Annotated in this window: 13 protein-coding genes; 7 read left to right on the top strand and 6 right to left on the bottom strand. The window is 43.1% G+C overall.

What is annotated here, in order from left to right:
• Positions 1 to 331: 331 nt before the first annotated feature.
• Positions 332 to 2,851, top strand: coding sequence for a primosomal protein N' (gene priA, locus Q0541_RS03020; RefSeq protein WP_298905303.1), 2,520 nt, complete (start codon positions 332 to 334; stop codon positions 2,849 to 2,851).
• Positions 2,852 to 3,232: 381 nt separating this feature from the next.
• Here priA and Q0541_RS03015 read toward each other — a convergent pair whose 3' ends face one another.
• Together Q0541_RS03015 and Q0541_RS03010 are read right to left on the bottom strand one after the other, a co-directional pair.
• Positions 3,233 to 3,907, bottom strand: coding sequence for a response regulator transcription factor (locus Q0541_RS03015; RefSeq protein ID WP_298905301.1), 675 nt, complete (start codon positions 3,905 to 3,907; stop codon positions 3,233 to 3,235).
• A 50-nt stretch (positions 3,908 to 3,957) separates the two neighbouring features.
• On the bottom strand, positions 3,958 to 5,034 hold the full coding sequence (locus Q0541_RS03010; RefSeq protein ID WP_298905299.1) for a HAMP domain-containing sensor histidine kinase: 1,077 nt from the start codon (positions 5,032 to 5,034) through the stop codon (positions 3,958 to 3,960).
• An 843-nt stretch (positions 5,035 to 5,877) separates the two neighbouring features.
• Between Q0541_RS03010 and kdpA the strand changes: the two genes are divergently transcribed.
• Positions 5,878 to 7,563 (top strand): potassium-transporting ATPase subunit KdpA, encoded by a 1,686-nt coding sequence (kdpA, locus tag Q0541_RS03005; protein ID WP_298905297.1) that lies wholly within the window; start codon positions 5,878 to 5,880, stop codon positions 7,561 to 7,563.
• Between the two features lie 53 nt (positions 7,564 to 7,616).
• On the opposite strand, the gene Q0541_RS03000 is transcribed toward kdpA, so the two are convergent.
• Positions 7,617 to 7,802 (bottom strand): hypothetical protein, encoded by a 186-nt coding sequence (locus Q0541_RS03000; RefSeq protein WP_298905295.1) that lies wholly within the window; start codon positions 7,800 to 7,802, stop codon positions 7,617 to 7,619.
• A gap of 114 nt (positions 7,803 to 7,916) precedes the next feature.
• Between Q0541_RS03000 and kdpB the strand changes: the two genes are divergently transcribed.
• The 3 genes from kdpB (at position 7,917) to Q0541_RS02985 (ending at position 12,324) form a co-directional block, all read left to right on the top strand.
• Positions 7,917 to 10,022 carry a potassium-transporting ATPase subunit KdpB gene (gene kdpB, locus Q0541_RS02995; protein ID WP_298905333.1) on the top strand — a complete coding sequence of 702 codons (2,106 nt, stop codon included), beginning with the start codon at positions 7,917 to 7,919 and terminating at the stop codon, positions 10,020 to 10,022.
• A gap of 445 nt (positions 10,023 to 10,467) precedes the next feature.
• Positions 10,468 to 11,070 carry a K(+)-transporting ATPase subunit C gene (kdpC, locus tag Q0541_RS02990; protein ID WP_298905331.1) on the top strand — a complete coding sequence of 201 codons (603 nt, stop codon included), beginning with the start codon at positions 10,468 to 10,470 and terminating at the stop codon, positions 11,068 to 11,070.
• 72 nt (positions 11,071 to 11,142) lie between these two features.
• On the top strand, positions 11,143 to 12,324 hold the full coding sequence (locus Q0541_RS02985; RefSeq protein ID WP_298905293.1) for a universal stress protein: 1,182 nt from the start codon (positions 11,143 to 11,145) through the stop codon (positions 12,322 to 12,324).
• 4 nt (positions 12,325 to 12,328) lie between these two features.
• On the opposite strand, the gene Q0541_RS02980 is transcribed toward Q0541_RS02985, so the two are convergent.
• The 3 genes from Q0541_RS02980 to Q0541_RS02970 form a co-directional block, all read right to left on the bottom strand.
• On the bottom strand, positions 12,329 to 13,828 hold the full coding sequence (locus tag Q0541_RS02980; protein ID WP_298905291.1) for a carotenoid oxygenase family protein: 1,500 nt from the start codon (positions 13,826 to 13,828) through the stop codon (positions 12,329 to 12,331).
• 97 nt (positions 13,829 to 13,925) lie between these two features.
• On the bottom strand, positions 13,926 to 15,341 hold the full coding sequence (locus Q0541_RS02975) for a folate/biopterin family MFS transporter (protein ID WP_298905289.1): 1,416 nt from the start codon (positions 15,339 to 15,341) through the stop codon (positions 13,926 to 13,928).
• 635 nt (positions 15,342 to 15,976) lie between these two features.
• Positions 15,977 to 16,780: a hypothetical protein gene (locus tag Q0541_RS02970; RefSeq protein ID WP_298905287.1), complete on the bottom strand. Its 804-nt coding sequence runs from the start codon at positions 16,778 to 16,780 to the stop codon at positions 15,977 to 15,979.
• Between the two features lie 701 nt (positions 16,781 to 17,481).
• Between Q0541_RS02970 and Q0541_RS02965 the strand changes: the two genes are divergently transcribed.
• Together Q0541_RS02965 and Q0541_RS02960 are read left to right on the top strand one after the other, a co-directional pair.
• On the top strand, positions 17,482 to 18,783 hold the full coding sequence (locus tag Q0541_RS02965; RefSeq protein WP_298905285.1) for an anhydro-N-acetylmuramic acid kinase: 1,302 nt from the start codon (positions 17,482 to 17,484) through the stop codon (positions 18,781 to 18,783).
• 120 nt (positions 18,784 to 18,903) lie between these two features.
• A complete protein-coding gene (locus tag Q0541_RS02960; RefSeq protein ID WP_273762642.1) occupies positions 18,904 to 19,350 on the top strand; it encodes a hypothetical protein in 447 nt (148 codons plus the stop codon).
• The last annotated feature ends 36 nt before the right edge of the window (positions 19,351 to 19,386 follow it).

Raw genomic sequence — 19,386 nt, 5'->3', positions numbered from 1 at the left:
ACTTGTATAAAAGCATCTCATATGCAGAAAGGCTTGAATATCTATCGAGAGGCGGAAAAACGCTACTCCCTATTTAGTAGTTGGAGTAACTTTTGTAGACTTAGCCGAGATGCTTTTATTTGTAGAGTAGGCACCAAATATTTATTGCACGTATAGAAGAGACAAAATTGTCTAGTAGATTACATAAGAGGAAACTTATCAAGTATTATGAATAATAACAGTATTGAGAAATACAATTTATGTCTAATAAAGCAAAAGAATAAAGTTGAATGAGTCAGGTTAATTGTGAACAGCTATGTGAGTAAAAAGTCTAACTATAAAGTCAGAAAATATGTATATTAATGACGTAAATTTCTCTCCTGTGATGGTGGCTGAACCTGGAGAATCGTATCAGTTAAGTGCAGCTGTTAATAGGTGGGTTGAAGTACTGGTAGACTGTCCAGGAGCTTCAAGAGAATTAGAAAAAGGGGAAAAACTGTATACGTATCGATTACCTGCCAAGTTAGAAGTAAAACCAGGGGATATTTTGAGTGTGCCATTTGGTTTACAACAGGTGGGAGGGGTAGCTATTCGTTTCCTAACAAAACCCCCAGCAGATTTAGCAGCAGAAAAAATCCGGGAAGTAGAAGATGTGATTCAGAAGGATTTCATCGGAGATAGTTACTTTACTCTGCTGGAACGGGTATCAAAGTATTATTACACACAACTGATTCAGGTGATACGTATGGCGTTGCCGCCTGGATTATTGGGGCGATCGCAGCATCGCATTCGGCTCAAGCGAGAAAATATTCCCAATGGTGCAATAGAATTTCTTGGTTCAACCGCAGCTCGTCAAATTCTCAAAATTCTGCAATCTCAAGTTGATGGGGACTACAGTTTCAAATTCCTCAAACGCCAGATTCAAGGATTTGACTATGGAAAGAAGCAATTACTAGAACGCAATTGGGCAGAAAGTTATGTGGAATTACTTAGATATTCTCAACCCCAGACAAAACCAGTAGTCACGTTAGTTGCCGATGGATCTTACATTGATCTAAACAAGCGTCAACGGGAAATTTTAAAAGTGCTACGGGATTGTGGTGGCGAGTTGTGGCTAAATGAGTTCTTACAGATTTGTAAGACAACTACCCCTACCCTAAAAGGGTTAGAAGAAAAGGGCTGTATCGTCATCGAAGAACGGGAAGTATTGCGAAGGGAACAAGGCCCAGCATTAGCTAAAGATCAACCAAAGTCATTAAATGCAGCCCAAGCTAGCGCCTTGGCGACAATCCAGACTCTAGATGGATTTGCTCAAGTTTTGTTGCATGGAGTGACAGGTTCAGGAAAAACGGAAGTATATTTGCAAGCGATCGCCCCCCTCCTCAACCAAGGCAAATCCGCCCTTGTCTTAGTCCCAGAAATTGGACTTACACCCCAGCTAACTGACCGTTTTCGCGCCCGCTTTGGCAATAAAGTCAGCGTTTATCACAGCGCCCTTTCCGACGGTGAACGTTACGACACTTGGCGACAAATGCTCACAGGAGAACCCCAAGTTGTAATTGGTACCCGCAGCGCCGTTTTTGCCCCTTTGCCCAACTTGGGTTTAATTATTTTAGATGAAGAACACGACAGCAGCTTTAAGCAAGACTCTCCCATACCCACCTACCACGCTCGTACCGTCGCCCAGTGGCGAGCAGAGTTAGAAAATTGTCCCTTGGTGTTAGGTTCCGCTACCCCTTCGTTAGAAAGTTGGGTAAGTATAAAGAGCAAGGAGGAAGGAGCTAAGAGTTATTACTTAAGTTTGCCCGAACGCATAAATTCCCGCCCTCTACCGCCAGTGGAAATAGTCGATATGCGGCAAGAGTTGCAGCAGGGAAATCGTTCTATATTTAGTAGATCATTGCAAGAAGCTTTGCAACAGTTACAAGAAAGAAAACAACAGGGAATTTTATTTATCCATCGCCGGGGACACAGTACTTTTGTATCTTGCCGCAGTTGTGGATATGTGTTGGAATGTCCGTACTGTGATGTGTCGCTGGCGTATCACCACACCGAAGAAAAAGCGCCGGAATTATTGCGCTGTCATTATTGTAACTATGCGCGATCGCATCCCAAATATTGCCCCGATTGTAGTTCCCCTTACCTAAAATTCTTCGGTAGCGGTACTCAGCGAGTAACGCAGGAATTAGCGCGACAGTTCCCAGAGTTGCGCTTGATTCGTTTTGATAGCGATACCACTCGCAACAAAGGTTCACACCGAACCCTACTTACCCAGTTTGCTAACGGCGAAGCAGATTTATTAGTAGGAACGCAAATGCTCACTAAAGGTTTGGATTTACCGCAAGTGACACTTGTGGGCGTTGTCGCCGCCGATGGATTGCTAAATTTATCAGACTATCGCGCCAGTGAACGGGCATTTCAAACTTTAACTCAGGTAGCTGGACGTGCTGGTAGAGGTGATGATCCAGGTAGGGTAATTGTGCAAACTTATACTACAGAGCATCAGGTAATTGCAGCAGTGCGATCGCACGATTATCACTCTTTTTCTGAAGCTGAATTAGAACAACGGCAAGCACTCAATTATCCGCCATACGGGCGGTTAATTTTGTTACGCTTAAGTAGTCTCGATCCAATTCAAGTGCAAAATACCGCGCAAATTATCGCCACAACTTTGAGTACAGAAGAAGAATTCGAGATATTGGGCCCAGCACCAGCAAGTATTTTACGAGTAGCTAATCGTTATCGTTGGCAGATATTAATTAAATTTGCCCCCGATGCGTTGCCACAATTGCCAGATTGGGAAGAAGTGCGAGATATCTGTCCCCAATCTGTTAGCTTAACGATAGATGTAGACCCATTAAATATTATGTAATTTTATTGGGTTAAAAATTAATAAATCCGGTTTATCTAGATAATTACAGTTAAGCCCAAAAAATATATTGCGTAGGTTGGGTCTACGCTTAACCCAACCTTCAATTATCTTTTACTGAACTGTATTAATATAAAAGCTACTTTTCTGATAATTCCAGTTCCCAAGAAGCTCTCTTGAATTCAACTGCTGAATAGTTGGGACTTACGCAAAATCATGATAAAACGAACCGCAAAGGACGCAAAGGACACAAAGGAATAAGAGTTTCAGAGAGTTCTTGCGTAAGTCCTGTAGTTATATTCGCCATCAAGTCATCAACTTTATAAAGTCAGACGAAACAAATTTAAATTTTTAATATTTAATTTTCAAGTTTGAATGTTTAATCTAATTAATCAAAAATTCTGCTGCTACCAATCCTTTCTGGATAGCTAAAACTGCGGCTTGAGTGCGATCGCGTACTTCTAGTTTCTGCAAAATAGCATGGACATGCACCCGCACTGTACCAGGGGCAATGTAGAGAATCTCGGCAATTTCTTGATTGCTTTTACCAGCTGCCACCAGTGCCAAAATTTCTTGCTCCCGCTTTGTTAAGGGATTTTCTATGGATTCCTCAGTTTTTGCGGGTAGTATCGCCGTAAAGTTTCCCTCAAAAGCTGCTCTAATTTCTGTTGTTGCCGTTTGATCCCACCAAGAAGCGCCCGCTGCAACCGATCGCACCGCCAATATCAGAGATTCAGCAGGAATACCTTTGAGACAGTAACCTTGCGCCCCGGCGGCAATTAACCGCGAAATTAGGGGTTTTTCAGAACGAGATGTTAAAACAAGAATTGGTAAATTTGGGTGCTTCTGCTTGATTTGGCGACAAGCTTCAATCCCGCCAATGCCCGGTAAACCTATATCCAGTAAGACCAAATCCAGGGGATAGCTATTTGCTAATTCTACAGCTTGTTCTCCATCTTCTGCTTCTGCGACAATCTCCAAACTAGTTTCTTGTTGCAACCTCATCCGCAGACCAAGCCGAAACAATTCATCATCTTCAACGAGTAGGATTTTTGTCATTGGTTATTTGTGATTGGTTATTTCTCTCCTACTTCCCCTACGCTTACTCCTCATCTCCCCGGTGATGGACAAGCTGGGAGTCGGAAACCAAACAGTGCGCCTCGTGGTGAGCGATTCTCTGCCCAAATTGTACCCCCATGAGCAGCTATAATTTGCCTGGTCAAATAAAGCCCTAGTCCAGATCCAAAGACGTGGCGATCGCTATGTCCTTGATAAAATCTCTCAAATAAGTGGGGTAACTCTTCTTCGGTAATGCCGGAACCAGTATCGAGTATTTTTACCACTTGCTCGCTAGAATAACCTTCAAATACTACTTCCACTTTACCGCCACGAGGGGTATGGTTAATGCCATTACTCAAGAGATTTGTAAAGACTCGCTCTAGTTGCAAAGGATCGCCATTTACCCAAAGAAAGCTGCGAAAATCTGATTCCCCATAGTGCAGAGAAATATAAACCTGACGTGTTCTCGCTAGTTCAGTCAAGTTAGCGATGATCTCCTCCGCCACTGTTACCAAGTTAACAGGTGATATTTGTAGTTTCAGCCCTTCGGCATCATTACGATACACATCTAAAAGCGTTTGGACTAATTGCAGTGTACTTTGATGACTACGAGCCATTGTTTGTACGACTTTTGCTTGCATTGGTGTAACTTCACCAAATTGCTCATTTTGAAAATATTTCAGCGTTTCAATTGCTCCTAATAGAGGTGTTTTCAAATCATGCGTTAGGGTAAAAATAAAATCTTCACGTATGGTAGCTAATTGTTCTTGAGAGCGTAACTGTGCTTGCGTATAAGCGATCGCTTCTTCATTGCGGTGGTTGCGGTCACTTAACCAACCCGTTACCAGTAATGCCAATACTGCAATCAACCTATTTGCCAACGTTGGGGGATTAATTATTTCTCCTCCTGGGACAAACAAATTCAACAATGTTAATCCCGTCGCTGCAAAAGTGATCCCCAATACTGCTGCCCGATTCAATCGAGAATCTGCTAACAAAATTGTCCCTGTGTAGAGGTAGCCAAATACGTACTCAGGTGGTGTCAAATATTCCAAGCTTATTACTATAGCAAAGGCGATCGCTATTAGCCCATATGTCTCCCTCCGCTTATTAATAGCTTCTTTCATAGTCAATAATCGCCTTAACATTGTCATTTATGATTTATTAAAAAATTGTGCTCATACAATCTGTATAACTATTTAATTTACTAATTATGATTTATCTGCAATCTATATCTGCAAATGCCAAGTTGAGAATTAATCCTAAAATTGGGATTATCCTGATGCAACAAAGGGGATTGATACCGCAAGGCGGAAGTCACTCATTCAAAAGTCAAAAGTCAAAATGATTACAGCGTAAGCGTTTCGTTGATTTGAAATGGTGAGGCAGTCCGGTCTTCTCCCTACAGCCCTTTGGGCATCCTACGGCAGGCGCTAGCCTCTCCCAATGTGAGAAGGGGAGACGATGCCGCGCATAGCGCAGCGGTAGCGAGCCTGCGTACTCCTACGGAGAAGCAAGCTACGCGTAGCGTCTCGTAGAGAGCGTCTGGGGGTTCCCCCCATGAGGAACTGCCGTTAGCGAGCCTGCGTTCGCGCAGCGTCTCGTAGAGAGCGTCACCCGAAGGGGTTGTTTATTTCCGCCGCGCTGTACTAGGTAGTTACCCACAAGGAGCAGGGTATGTACCCGAATCTTGCCAATCCCTAATCCTATTAATAAAAGCCAAGATAATTTTATATTTTTTGAAAGTAGCAAACTTTGAAAATGTATTGTATAAACAAATAGTCCTAATTAATGAGATAGATGAATTAACCGGAAAATTTAAATAATCTTAACAAAAAGTTTAACAAGTATCTGGAAAAGAGTAAGAACCGAAAATAGTAAATCCCTCAAAATGAAATACCCCAACAGTTAATCTTTTATTTCTAAGAATTGGCTTGCTAGCACTTAAATATTAATTCAGCGCGAAATATATGGGACAAGGTTTTTTGCAAATTGGCTTAACGCTGTGTATTGTCATCGCAATCACTCCGCTATTCGGTAGATACATAGCGCGTGTCTTTTTGGGAGAAAGAACACTGCTTGATTTTTTAATGAACCCGATAGAGCGAAGTATGTTCTTACTAGCGGGTGTCCGCAGGAAAGATGACATGACGGGTTTGCAGTATATCCGGGCTGTACTGTGCAGCAACCTGATGATGGGTATTTCAATGTATTTGCTGATATATTTTCAGAGACTCTTGCCGTGGAATCCTAACGGCTTCGGTGCGCCCAATTGGGATATATTATTGCACACAACCATTTCCTTTGTGACGAATACCGACCAGCAACACTATGCTGGTGAGACAACCTTAAGTTATTTTAGCCAGGTAGCGGCTTTAGGCTTTTTGATGTTCACCTCCGCAGCCACCGGTTTATCCGTGGGAATTGCCTTTATTCGCGGGTTGACGGGTAGAAGACTGGGGAACTTTTACGTCGATCTCGTCCGTGGAATTACGCGAATATTGCTGCCGATTTCGATTATTGGAGCGATCGCCTTGCTTGTAGCAGGTGTACCACAAACATTAGCTAAAACTCTGGATGTGAGAACCTTAGAAGGCGGGACGCAATATCTTGCCAGAGGTCCGGTGGCATCCTTTGAAATGATCAAACTTTTGGGCGAGAACGGCGGTGGCTTTTTTAGCGTAAACTCAGCCCATCCCTTTGAAAATCCCAATGGCGCTTCTAACTTGATAGAAATGCTCGCGATGATTTCTATACCAGCAGCCTTGATTTACACCTATGGTATATTTGCTAACAACATCAAACAAGCTTGGCTACTTTTTTGGATGGTGTTTGTGATTTTTGTAGTTATGGTGGGAGTGACAGCCGTCGGAGAACTACAAGGTAATCCCCTTGTTAATAATGCCTTTGGATTAGAACAGCCCAATTTAGAGGGGAAAGAAGTTCGGTTTGGCTGGGCACAAACGGCATTCTGGGCAGTTATGACCACTGCTACTATGACTGGTGCTGTGAACGGGATGCACGATTCTTTAATGCCGCAAGGAATATTTTCGATTCTCTTCAACTTGTTTATTCAGGTTATCTGGGGTGGTCAGGGAACTGGAACGGCTTACCTATTCATTTACTTAATTCTCACAGTGTTCCTAACTGGACTAATGGCAGGACGCACCCCAGAGTTTTTAGGACGCAAAATTGAAAAGCCAGAAATTGTCCTCGCCAGCGTGGTGCTGTTGATTCACCCAATTATAGTTTTGATTCCCAGTGCGATCGCCTTGGCTTATCCCATCTCCCTGTCTGGAATTAGCAATACTGGTTATCACGGCATTTCTCAAGTAGTTTATGAATACGCCTCAGCAGCAGCAAATAATGGCTCCGGCTTAGAGGGATTGAAAGATAACACCCTGTGGTGGAATTTAAGTACTTTAGTTAGCTTAATAGGAGGACGCTATATTCCGATGATTGCCATCTTGCTGTTAGCTGACGGGATGTCTCGCAAACAATTAGTCCCTGAAACCCCTGCTACCCTGAGAACTGATTCTCTGGTATTTACTGGGATCACTGCTGGAGTGACATTGGTTTTGGGAGTGTTGACTTTCTTTCCCGTTCTGGCTTTAGGCCCTATAGCTGAGGGTTTGAAACTAGCATCTGGCAATTAGAAAATTTATGAGTTATAAGTTTGGAATTAAGAGAATACCAAAAAATAAATAAATTATCCGATTTCGTAGGGGAGCCATGCGTTGCGGTGAGTCCAGCGCTGTAGGCGAGTGGCTTTCCCGTTGGGAGGTTCCCGACGCAAAAGTAGCACAGCGTTAGCGACTGTGCGTAGCGTCTGACTCGCTAACGCTGCGCTATTTGTTGTAGCAACTGGTGTTGTGTTAGCGATCGCGTAACGCACCTTACAGGTTGGATCTATTATTTTATTGAAAATTCCTAATAACTGCTAACTCCTGTACAGACGCGATTAATCGCGTCTCTCCTAACTCCTAACTCTTAACTCTTAACTTTATTTATAAATCAAGTGGCAACTAACTTCAAAGCTAGACGCCCAAATTCGCGTGCTGGCGATCGCCGCCAAGCACGTAAAAAGGCGAAGACAAGTACTAAGTGGCTGTACTTAAGGGCAATTAAAGATGCTTTTGTCAAGCTCAACCCTAAGTATGCAATCAAAAACCCAGTGATGTTTGTGGTTTGGGTGGGGACAATCATCACCCTATTGCTAACAATTGATCCCAACCTATTTGGCCCAGCCCTCCAAAAGAATCCGCAACTTTTCAACGGCTTGTTGTCGGGGATTTTATTCTTTACAGTTTGGTTGGCCAATTTTGCCGAAGCTGTGGCCCAAGGACGGGGTAAAGCCCAAGCCGATGCTTTGCGATCAACGAAATCAGAGACGATCGCTAAAAAACTCGCTCCCGATGGCACACTTAGTGAAGTTCCATCCACCAGCCTGAAACAGGGCGATACCATCTACGTCGTTGCTGGCGATATCATTCCCGCCGATGGCGAAGTAATCATGGGTGTCGCCTCTGTGGATGAATCGGCAATTACTGGGGAATCGGCACCAGTATTGAAAGAATCAGGCTCCGACGTTACTAGTTCCGTTACTGGTGGGACGCGGATTATCTCAGATGAACTAATTATCCGCATCACATCTGACCCAGGCAAAGGCTTTATTGACCGGATGATTGCCTTGGTGGAAGGGGCAGAACGCAGCAAAACACCCAATGAAATTGCCCTGACAGTATTGCTGGCAGTTTTGAGCTTAGTATTTTTGTTAGTCGTGGTAACCTTGCCCGCACTTGCTTACTATGTCAACAGTCCAGTCAGCGTGCCAATTTTGATTGCCCTATTGGTAGCATTAATTCCGACAACGATTGGCGGCTTACTAAGTACAATCGGCATTGCTGGTATGGATCGAGTTGCCCAATTTAACGTCATTGCCACTTCCGGACGAGCAGTTGAAGCTTGTGGAGATGTCACCACTTTAGTGCTGGATAAGACAGGTACAATTACCCTCGGCAACCGATTGGCGGAAGAGTTTATCCCAATTAACGGTTATTCAATGTCGGAAATTGCTAATGTTGCCTGGGCGGCTAGTGTCTTTGACAATACACCAGAAGGTAAATCGATTGTTCGATTGGCAGAAGAGCTAGGGGCACGGTTTGATTTTGACTCCAGTCAAGCAGAAGGAGTTGATTTTTCTGCCAAAACCCGCATCAGTGGCACCAACTTGCCTGGAGGGCATGAGGCCAGGAAGGGAGCAGTAGAAGCCATTAAAGGATTTGTCCGTTTCCACAACGAACGCGATAGCGCAGAACTGGATGCTACCTACGAACGAGTTTCTCGCCTGGGAGGTACACCCCTGGCAGTCAGCCTAGATAACGAAATCTATGGGGTTATTTATCTCAAAGATATAGTTAAACCTGGTATCCGCGATCGCTTTGAGCAACTGCGACGGATGGGAGTGCGTACCATCATGCTAACTGGAGACAACCGAATTACAGCTTCTGTGATTGCCAAAGAAGCTGGAGTAGATGACTTCATCGCCGAAGCCACACCAGAAGACAAAATCAGTGTCATTAAAAAGGAACAAGCAGCAGGCAAACTGGTTGCCATGACGGGAGATGGAACTAACGATGCTCCAGCATTAGCCCAAGCTAACGTTGGCGTTGCGATGAATACAGGAACACAAGCTGCAAAAGAAGCTGCCAACATGGTCGATTTGGACTCCGATCCCACAAAACTGATTGATATCATTAGCATTGGCAAACAATTGCTAATTACTCGCGGGGCATTGACTACATTTTCTATCGCTAATGACATTGCTAAATACTTTGCGATTATCCCAATGATATTTGTCGCTGCTAACCTGCAAAGCCTGAATATTATGAATTTGACTAGCCCTAAGTCTGCTGTACTATCAGCGTTGATTTACAACGCTTTGATTATTCCAGCTTTGATTCCCTTGGCATTGCAGGGTGTGCGGTTTAGACCCCTAACAGCTAATCAGCTAGTGCAACGTAATATCTTAATTTATGGTTTAGGTGGGGTGATTGCGCCGTTTATCGGCATTAAGTTGATAGATATACTGATTACAATTGTGGGCTTGGCTTAAGGACAGCAAAAGTAGAGATGCTACCAAACAAGCGCATCTTACTAAGGTAAGATAATAAACATTTGACCTTTTTTATTTTTACTTTTACCTATTCAGAAGGGGAGCAAAAAGAATATGAATAAACAGGTCGATGTTTGGGAGAAGTTTCTGCCAATGAATCTGATACAGGCGATGTCCTTTGTTTGGTCGCAATGGCATAAACAACACTTACTAAAGAAGACGCAAAGAGTGGGGGACGCACTGATACGGCGCTATAGGCTGGTTCACCATGTCTGTTTGTCTGTGTGTCTTCTTAACACTCGCTATTTTTATCCTGCTGTGCTTGAATGTGATAATTGCCCCAGTTGTTTACGCTGTTGCTGACAGCACCTTGGAACGTCCTTGTGCTTGGGTAAAAGAATTAAAAATTAAAAATCAAATATTAGCAGCAATTGGAAAACTTTTTATGGCTATTATTCGAGAAACTATCAGAGCAATTTTCATCACTCTAATGCTTTGGTTGTTGACTGCAATCATCTATCCTTTGGTAATCCTTGTAGTGGGTCAAGTTTTTTTGCCATATCAAGCCAATGGCAGTATCATGCGAAATCTAAATAATCAACCAATCGGTTCAGCTTTGATTGGTCAAGTGTTCACATCTGAGCGATATTTCCATCCCCGTCCCAGTACTGTTAGATATAGCCAAGGCAAAAAAGCCAAGCCAACTGGTATATCTGGAGCCAGCAATCTCGCTGCAAGCAATCCAGAGCTACTCAACCGGATTCTAGAACAGGCAAATCAATTGCGAGACGAAAATCTTCAACCGATTGCTGATATAATTTATACGTCTGCTTCTGGTTTAGATCCGCATATTTCATTAAAAGCAGCCCGGCAGCAATTAACGCGGGTTGCTGGTGCGCGAGGAGTAAAAGAAGATGAGATCCTCCGTTTAATTAATAAGTATAGTGATGGCAGATTTTTATGGATTTTTGGAGAACCGGGAGTCAATGTTCTGCGATTGAACTATGCTCTTGACTTGCAAGATATTAATCGTCAGCAAAATCAATAAATGGGCATTGGGCATGGGTAAAGCGCCGTTTTCTGATGAAAATAGGATTGCCATACAGATACCAAGAATGAAATGTCAGATAATAGTAATACTACTTCGGCTGGCACTGCACCTTTAAATACTGCAAGTTACTCTCTTTATCCGGCACGACGGCGGGGTAAGCATAAAATTTTTATTGGCATGGCTCCTGGGGTAGGCAAAACCTACCGGATGTTGGAAGAGGGACACGCACTCAAACAGGAAGGAATTGATGTCGTCGTTGGGCTTTTGGAAACCCACGGACGCAAGGAGACAGCACAGAAGGCAGAGGGACTGGAAATTATAGCCCGCAAGCAATATCCTCGGGGTGAGTTGACGCTAACGGACATGGATACCGATGCTATTTTAAAGCGATCGCCCCAATTAGTCTTAATCGATGAACTTGCCCATACTAATGTCCCTGATTCCCCACGCGAAAAACGCTACGAAGATGTAGAAATAGTTTTGGCAGCAGGTATTGATGTCTACTCCACAATGAATGTGCAACATTTGGAAAGTCTCAATGACTTAGTAGCCCGAATTACTGGTGTGGTAGTCCGTGAGCGTGTTCCTGACAGAATTCTGGATGAAGCAGATGAAGTTGTGTTAGTAGATGTTACACCGGAAACCCTGCAAGAACGGTTATTAGAAGGGAAGATTTACGCACCGCAAAAAATCCAACAATCCCTCGATAACTTTTTCCAACGTCGTAACCTGATTGCTTTGCGGGAGTTGGCTTTGCGGGAAGTAGCAGACAACGTGGAAGAAAATGCGATTGCGCTTCGCGCACGCTTTGCGAACGCTACTACCCCCAACGGGCAATTTTGTAATATTCACGAGCGGGTTTTGGTGTGTGTATCCACTTATCCCAACTCAGTGCAACTGTTACGCCGGGGTGCGAGGCTGGCTAACTATATGAACGCGCCGCTTTATACCTTGTTTGTGGCTGATTCTGAGCGCTTCCTTACTAAAGAGGAAAGCTTACACATCCACACTTGTGAGAAACTTTGTAAAGAATTTGAAGGTACTTTTCTTCGTGTTACCAACAGTAATGTAGCTAATGCGATCGCCCAAGTCGCCGAGAAATATCGGATCACCCAAATTGTAATTGGAGAGAGTCAGCGATCGCGCTGGCAAATGCTCCTCAAAGGATCTTTGACGCAAAAATTGGTACGCTTGCTCAAAAATATAGATTTGCATATCATTGCCAGCGAAAAAATGGTTTCATCCAAATAAAGGATCAAATTTTTAGAAAAACCTTAGAAGTAAAGCTTCCATGCAAACCATAGGGGATATGATGCTTGAGATGTAGCCGAGCAATTACTCCTTTATGGAAATCACTGGCATCTAAAATCACTACATCTGAGCGGTGATGAGTAGCATCATAAACCAAAGCTAATATCCAACCATCATCTTCCTTTTCAGAATCTGGGCGTGGGACAAAAATCGGTTCACCTACAAAACCACGGGGTGCAGCACTCCAAAATTGTCTTTCTCCAGACTCTAAATCAATTTTCAGCAATGCTTGTAAGGGAGCATTACCAGTCTCTGCATGAGCCACGCCTATATATAGATATCGATAAGGACGTCCCACATTCGCCGGATGTATACTGGGAAATTCACAACAACGGCCATCAATCAATTCCCCCCGGACTGTCCCATTCTTTAGATTCAGATAAAATCGCCAGAGTTGCCCAGGTGAAAGTGCCTCAATATCAACTTGTCGAAAATCGCTTTCGGGTTCTACTTCTGGGAAAGATTGGTAGCAAATGGAGTCAATCAAAACTTCGTCTCCTACTTCAAAAGCATTAATGTGGTGGAAGACGAAACCCGACTGAGTTTCCAGAATTTTTATCTTTTCTTGCCCTTCTTTCGGGAAGCGGGGAATAATTATAATTTGAGTTGGCTGATTTGGCTGAAATTTGATACATTCTCCCGCCGCACGTATTCCCAAAGCAAAAGGTATGGGATTAAAGGTGACAGGATTTTGAAAGAAGATGCAGTAATTGGGAGTAATGACAAAATCGTGAATGAAACAAAAACCTGGAACACTATGAGCGTGCTGTCTAACAATTTTACCTGCTGAGTTTAGCTCGAAAATAGTAATTGTGGTAGATAATCCCGGCTTAATCGAGAAATTTACCAGACAAGGTGCGCCCCCATCTTGTTCGCAATTATTTTCCAAACGGGGATGTGCAGCGAAAGCTTCATCGGCTGACAAAACACCATTAAAATATTCATTGCCCAAGGTTTCAAGAGTATAAGGATCGAGGCGATATGCTTCACCCCCTTCCCACAGCGCTAGCAATTTCCCACCCCAATAAATAACATTTGTATTAGCGATATTTTTGAGTTTGAAGTCAAATATATTAGCTAGCCAACCGCCGGGTTTTTGAGTACCAAAAGTACCGCGATAGAGAATTTTTCCCGCTTTTTGCTCTGCCAAATAGCCAGTTGTGTGGACATAGCGGTTACGAAAATGAGCGCGACCGTTGGTAAAGGTAATTTTGCTAATCATCCCATCCCCATCAAATGGGTGATGAAGGGGTTGCCCATTCACATCTAGCAAACCAGGGCCATTTCTAAACAGCGTCCCTTGTAATTCTTTAGGAATTTGTCCTTCTATATCATCAATCCAATAATCAAACTCTTGGGTCAGAGATTGATATCCTCCTTGCCAGTCTGCACGAGTGTAGGATTTTTCTGTTACTGGGCTTTCTTGACTTTTAAAACTCTGCATATAGTTTATTTTTTAGTGTTCCCATGTACGAAAATATGTAGCCGCTAAAAATAATTTATTTGCGACTTTGCTACGCCAGTGCGTAATATTTATTACACTATTCCACTATTTCTGACTCTGGTTCTCTCAGTACCAACTCAGACATCAAATCAGGCAAAAACGGTTTTTCCCCATCTTTGGGTGTCTCAGTTTGATCTTCAGCAGCAGGTAGCCAGTTGATAAATGGTAGGGGCAATAGCGTGCTGAGGTTAGTAATTAACACCAACAGCCAAAGTGACTCAAAGTTCGTTGCGGTGATCCCCAGCCAATACGTGATTAATGCCCCAAATGCCCGAGAAACCGTTCCGGCAGAATTAAACACCGACATTAACAAGGCAAATAATGTCGCTTCCACACCAGAGGGACAAAGCCTTGCTGCTAGAACCATCACTTGCATAAAAGCAATTTGACCCATCACGGAAAGAACAACACTATCACCCAAACTAAACCAGTGGTCATCTATACCCAACCGCCTGTTTGTGTGAGTCACTAACAACAGCATCGTCATCCCTAAAATTGACGAAAGGACGGTACTCCAAGCAAAAATCACGCGAAAAGGGATGCTTTTGAGGAAACGTTGAAAAATCCAAACACCTGCTAGAGAAGCGAAACTTGTTACCAAGTGTACCCGCCCCAAAAATTCTGGTTCAAAGTGTAATTCGTTGGTAGAGAAGTAGAAAAAGGCTGAGTCAGCACTTGGCGTAGCTTGCCAGACGAAGATAAACGCCGTTGGTAGCCAAATTGTTTTTTGGGTAATGGCTTGGCGTAGCTGCTTCAGTTGATGTTTGATTGGTAAAGAGTTGGTGTGATCATTATCTTGAGAATCTTTGCTAACGGGGGACTCAGCAATTAACCAAGCTACCCCTGAAACGATAAGAGGAAACAAGGCGGTAATTCCAAAGACAGTACGGCTAGTAAAGTATTGGAGCAGTAGACCGCTAAAGTATGCTGTTATCAAACCTCCGATCGCAGAAGCACCCCAGCACACAGATTGTAGTGAACCGGCTTTCGCTTGCGATTCGCCTCTGGCTCTTTCAACAACCAGTGAGTCAACTATGACATCACTCATGGCGACAGACAGAGAACTAAGAGCGATCGCTAACATAGCTGCCCAGGTAGTATGAACTATTGTGGCCAGACTTACCCAGGAAGCAGTTCCCAGTATCCCGGATAAAATCAAGTAAGGACGCCTACGATAGCCAAATATAGGCAAGCCATCAGAGATAAAACCAAACACTGGCTTGATCATCCAAGGTAGCAAGACAATTCCGAATAGCGCCGACACCTGGACTGGACTCAGCAGGAGTTCATCTTTGAGGAAAAAGCTAACGGCTAAACGCGATAGCCCTAAAATTCCTTGGACAAAGTAAACGGTGAGAATTGCAATTAACTCCGCATTGGGTTCATTACCCAAGAAGATTTTCTGTGTTAATGAGTCTTTAACTTTGGACAAGCCAGATGATTGAAGCACCATTCGATAAATATTTTTTAAATTTTATCTACTTTTCTATCATATCGATATCTTAAGACCTGGGCTTTAGGATCAGTTCTTAAGCCTCTGGACTAGGTAATGCCGACATCTCCAAGCTAAAGCAGGAAGCAATCCAGGCATTGTCCAACTTTCTCCAAGTGTTGTAGAGCGGCTGATGATAAAATAAATGACAAAAGAATTAGAGCGAACTTACCTAAGTAAGCTCGCCCTAACTTGTGTTTTATGTTGACTTTTCACTGGAACTTTTGAAATCCTGCCTACGGCACACTACGCGAACGTGGGGTCTGGAAGTAGAGTAGAGAGAAAATCAGGCAAATCTTACTGAGCTAGAATTAGTATCTTTTAAGAAATTGCTTTCCACTTTGCAATTTCTCGTTATTACGTTTGCAGAGAAACTTGATGATCCAACGCCGGAACGCCCAAGACTTAGCATCTCTGTAACACTTTTCCCAAAAACGACTGCGGTTAGTACACTAATTGCAAAGACAAACGGCATAAAGACTGGAACAAAAAAACGGTGCTATTAACGTTGCGAGTGACATTCCCTTAATTATCATTAAAAGTGCAGAAGACCCTTAATGTGAGCCAGAAATCGTCTTGTTTGCAAATTGCAACAGTTATGACAATTGCAAAACTGACTTTTTATTGACTCGACGAGTCAGAACTGAAGTAGCACCCACCAAACCAATTACAAGAACTCCTAATACAGAAGAAGACTCAGGAACTGCTGCTGTAACGACGCTACCGGTGATACTCTTGTAGCTAGTGGCGATTGTATGATTATCTGATTCAAAACCAGTTCCGCCAACATTGCTGAATTGAACCTGATCAAAAGTTCCGCCAACTTCGTAGAAGTTGATGAACGCAAAGGGTTCTCCAGAATCCTGATTTTGGAATGTCGAATTAGGATTACCGTAGTAGCTGGCTTTATTTGGTAGCTTTCCGATATAATTAACCACATCAGCAGTTGTTATACTTTGTACAACCTTACCTTGTGAAAGAAATGTAAGTACGTTATTACTATCTCCCGCAGACCACCAAAGTCCAAAGTAACTTTGTGGGGTTGTCAAATTTAGGGTAGAAACCGTTTGACCATTACTTGATCTACTGGTATCTACATCAAAATATTTGCCTGTTCCAACAGCACCACCATATTGATCTGCATTCACGATCAGAGTCTTCTGATAGCTACCAATATTTGTTGTTCCCTCATTCCATTGAAAACCTGTTGCACTGTAACCTTGTGTTTGTGCATCAAAATTTTGTATATGAGCATTAACAAGATTTGATAATTGTGCATTTTGCACGCCTGGGTTTTCTATTGATACCGTAAAAGACGCAGCCATTACAGGACGGGTAACAGTAGCTAAGGACAAAACAACACCAGAAGCGATCGCGGACTTAATTAAAAGACTTTTCATTTTTTTAATTTTTCGTGTTCATAGCCTCATTGTGCGATGTGCCTCCAAATTCCAACATCAGAAGGATTACTACTTTTTCTCTTTGATTATACTTAGATATATATGTAAACTTTTAAATATTTTTTAAAGAAAAATCACTTATATTATGTTCTATGATGTCTATCACTTTATGTAAAAAGCGTGAAGTTATCAGTGTAAAATTGTAAAGAAGCTTTATTTATAAGACGTACTATTTTGTGATTTGCAGGTAGTTTATATTTTTCTGGTTCTAGATCAAGAAGGTATGAGGCATTGGACTATACCAATCCTTTGAAAACCTGTGTTTATCCTTTGGCTGAATAGTTTTTCAATTTCATGCTCAAGATTACCTTGGTTATTCTTTAAGGTAATTACATAATCTGCATAATGTTAGAGTGATTAACTTCCCAATCTATTTCTGACAACTGATTGCATCAATTTTCACAATATATCTAGATAGTTCTAATACCTTTAATAACTCTGGAATTGCTGTAATTTGCAACGTAATTATTTTTTCTGCTTCAAGGGACTACCACGTTCTTTGACAGGTAGCCGTCGGCTGCCTCTAATTCCTTCTCTCACAATTCGTCTTTCTCCGTTAACTATGCCACCTTAGTTTTTTTTGACATGGGTAGTAACATGAATTAAACTACCTCTTGCAATTAACAAAAGAATCTTTATCAATGCATCCGATTGAAGAAGCTGCTGTCCCTACTCGCGTTATAGGTTTAATTAGTGGCACATCCGTAGATGGCATAGACACTGTGTTGGTAGAGATTTCCGGTACAGAATTAGATATCAAAATTGAGTTGCTAGCTGGAGCAACATATCCTTATCCAGCCGAACTCAGAGAAAGAATATTGGCAGTTGGTGCAGGCGTTGCCATCTCAATGGCAGAATTGGCAGAAATAGATGATGCGATCGCTCAAGTTTTTGCCCAAGCCGCCCAAAATATTCAAATTGGTCATCAGCCAGCCACTCTCATTGGCTCCCACGGTCAGACGGTTTTTCATCGACCACCTGGGGGAGCAGGGGAACATACTTTGACTGCGCTTAGTAACCAGGGGAGCAGGGGAGCAAGGGAAGCAGGGGAGCAGGGGAGGAGAGAAATTTTAATTTCTGACCTAGCAGGGGCTAAACGCCCCGCTACCGCTAACAGCACTCCCTTGGGTTACAGTCTGCAACTAGGGCGCGGTGCATTAATTGCCAATCTTACGGGCATTACAACTGTGAGCAACTTCCGCGTTGCTGATATCGCTATTGGTGGTCATGGTGCGCCTCTCGTGCCCAGAGTAGATGCCTATTTGCTCAGTCATCCTAAAGAAGGGCGTTGTATTCAAAACATTGGTGGTATTGGTAATGTTGCTTATATTCCGCCTCAGCATGGCGACTGGCTCTCAAAAATTCGCGCTTGGGATACTGGCCCAGGAAATAGTCTGTTGGATCTGGGGGTGGAGCATTTAAGCGCTGGTGCTAAAACTTACGATGAAGATGGCAATTGGGCAGCGAGTGGTACTCCTTGTCATCCGTTGGTAGAACAATGGCTCAACCAAGACTATTTTCATCTGCCGCCACCCAAATCTACTGGTCGAGAGTTATTTGGTGTGACTTACCTACATCAGTGTTTAAAAGATGCCCAAGCATACCAACTCAATGCTGCCGACGTACTGGCAACTCTGACGGAACTTACAGCTGCTTCAATTGTTCAGAGTTACCGCACTTTTTTACCGGAAATGCCACAACGGGTACTATTATGTGGCGGTGGTAGTCGCAACCTCTATTTGAAACAAAGATTACAGTTATTGTTGACATCAATACCAGTATGGACTACAGATGAAGTCGGTCTGAGTGCAGATTTTAAAGAAGCGATCGCCTTCGCGATTTTAGCCTACTGGCGAAATTTGGGTATTCCTGGCAACCTACCTACTGCCACTGGGGCACCTCAAGAAGTGCTTTTGGGAGAAATTCACAAAGGTCAGTCCTGAGTTCTGAGACAGGAACAATAAATAAGATAAAAAAATTTCTTCATTCATTCAGCACTTGCAACTCAGCACTGCTATAACTGTAGTCTTGGCGGCACTCGATCAAGGCAGGGAATATAGAATGTGGCTCATACTTTTTTATTGGAACCAGGACGCTGGGCAATGCAAGGAAATTGGCTGGAACGCAATGGTATGCCAATCAGCGTCAAGGGTATGACCTTGGTAGCTTGGAATCGAGATAACTGGTTCACTATGGCTACAAAGCTGATATTCCCAGGTAGCGATCGCTCCGAAATCTCTCTGCAATACAAGGGGCGGCTGCATGATGGAGAGCGTCAGTATACTTTTTTACTACAACATAATATTTTGGGGCAGGTTGAAGGTGAAGGCTGGATTGGTCTAGATACTATTGTGCAGCGTTACTGGGTACTAGGCGATCGTCAGCGTCGTAGTGGCTTTGAAACCCTCCACCGCATTTCGGAAGATACATATTACCTCAGTAGTGGCATCTTGGCTGGTCATTTTTTGACTAACACAATGGAAGCTAGCCTAGAGCGTCAGTCAACTTAAGCGCTGTATGTTTAGGCTGGAAGCCGACTGCTCAAA

The sequence above is a fragment of the uncultured Nostoc sp. genome (genome assembly GCF_937863485.1).
In the GTDB taxonomy this organism is placed as follows: Bacteria; Cyanobacteriota; Cyanobacteriia; order Cyanobacteriales; family Nostocaceae; genus Nostoc.
This window is presented reverse-complemented; position numbering and strand designations above follow the sequence as displayed.

Excerpts from the sequence above, each read along its gene's own strand:
- priA (WP_298905303.1), top strand. The coding sequence starts at position 332 with ATGTATATTAATGACGTAAATTTCTCTCCTGTGATGGTGGCTGAACCT.
- Q0541_RS02980 (WP_298905291.1), bottom strand. The coding sequence starts at position 13,828 with ATGCAGAGTTTTAAAAGTCAAGAAAGCCCAGTAACAGAAAAATCCTAC.
- Q0541_RS02975 (WP_298905289.1), bottom strand. The coding sequence starts at position 15,341 with ATGGTGCTTCAATCATCTGGCTTGTCCAAAGTTAAAGACTCATTAACA.
- Q0541_RS02985 (WP_298905293.1), top strand. The coding sequence starts at position 11,143 with ATGTCAGATAATAGTAATACTACTTCGGCTGGCACTGCACCTTTAAAT.
- Q0541_RS02970 (WP_298905287.1), bottom strand. The coding sequence starts at position 16,780 with ATGAAAAGTCTTTTAATTAAGTCCGCGATCGCTTCTGGTGTTGTTTTG.
- Q0541_RS02965 (WP_298905285.1), top strand. The coding sequence starts at position 17,482 with ATGCATCCGATTGAAGAAGCTGCTGTCCCTACTCGCGTTATAGGTTTA.
- kdpC (WP_298905331.1), top strand. The coding sequence starts at position 10,468 with ATGGCTATTATTCGAGAAACTATCAGAGCAATTTTCATCACTCTAATG.
- Q0541_RS03010 (WP_298905299.1), bottom strand. The coding sequence starts at position 5,034 with ATGAAAGAAGCTATTAATAAGCGGAGGGAGACATATGGGCTAATAGCG.
- kdpA (WP_298905297.1), top strand. The coding sequence starts at position 5,878 with ATGGGACAAGGTTTTTTGCAAATTGGCTTAACGCTGTGTATTGTCATC.
- Q0541_RS03015 (WP_298905301.1), bottom strand. The coding sequence starts at position 3,907 with ATGACAAAAATCCTACTCGTTGAAGATGATGAATTGTTTCGGCTTGGT.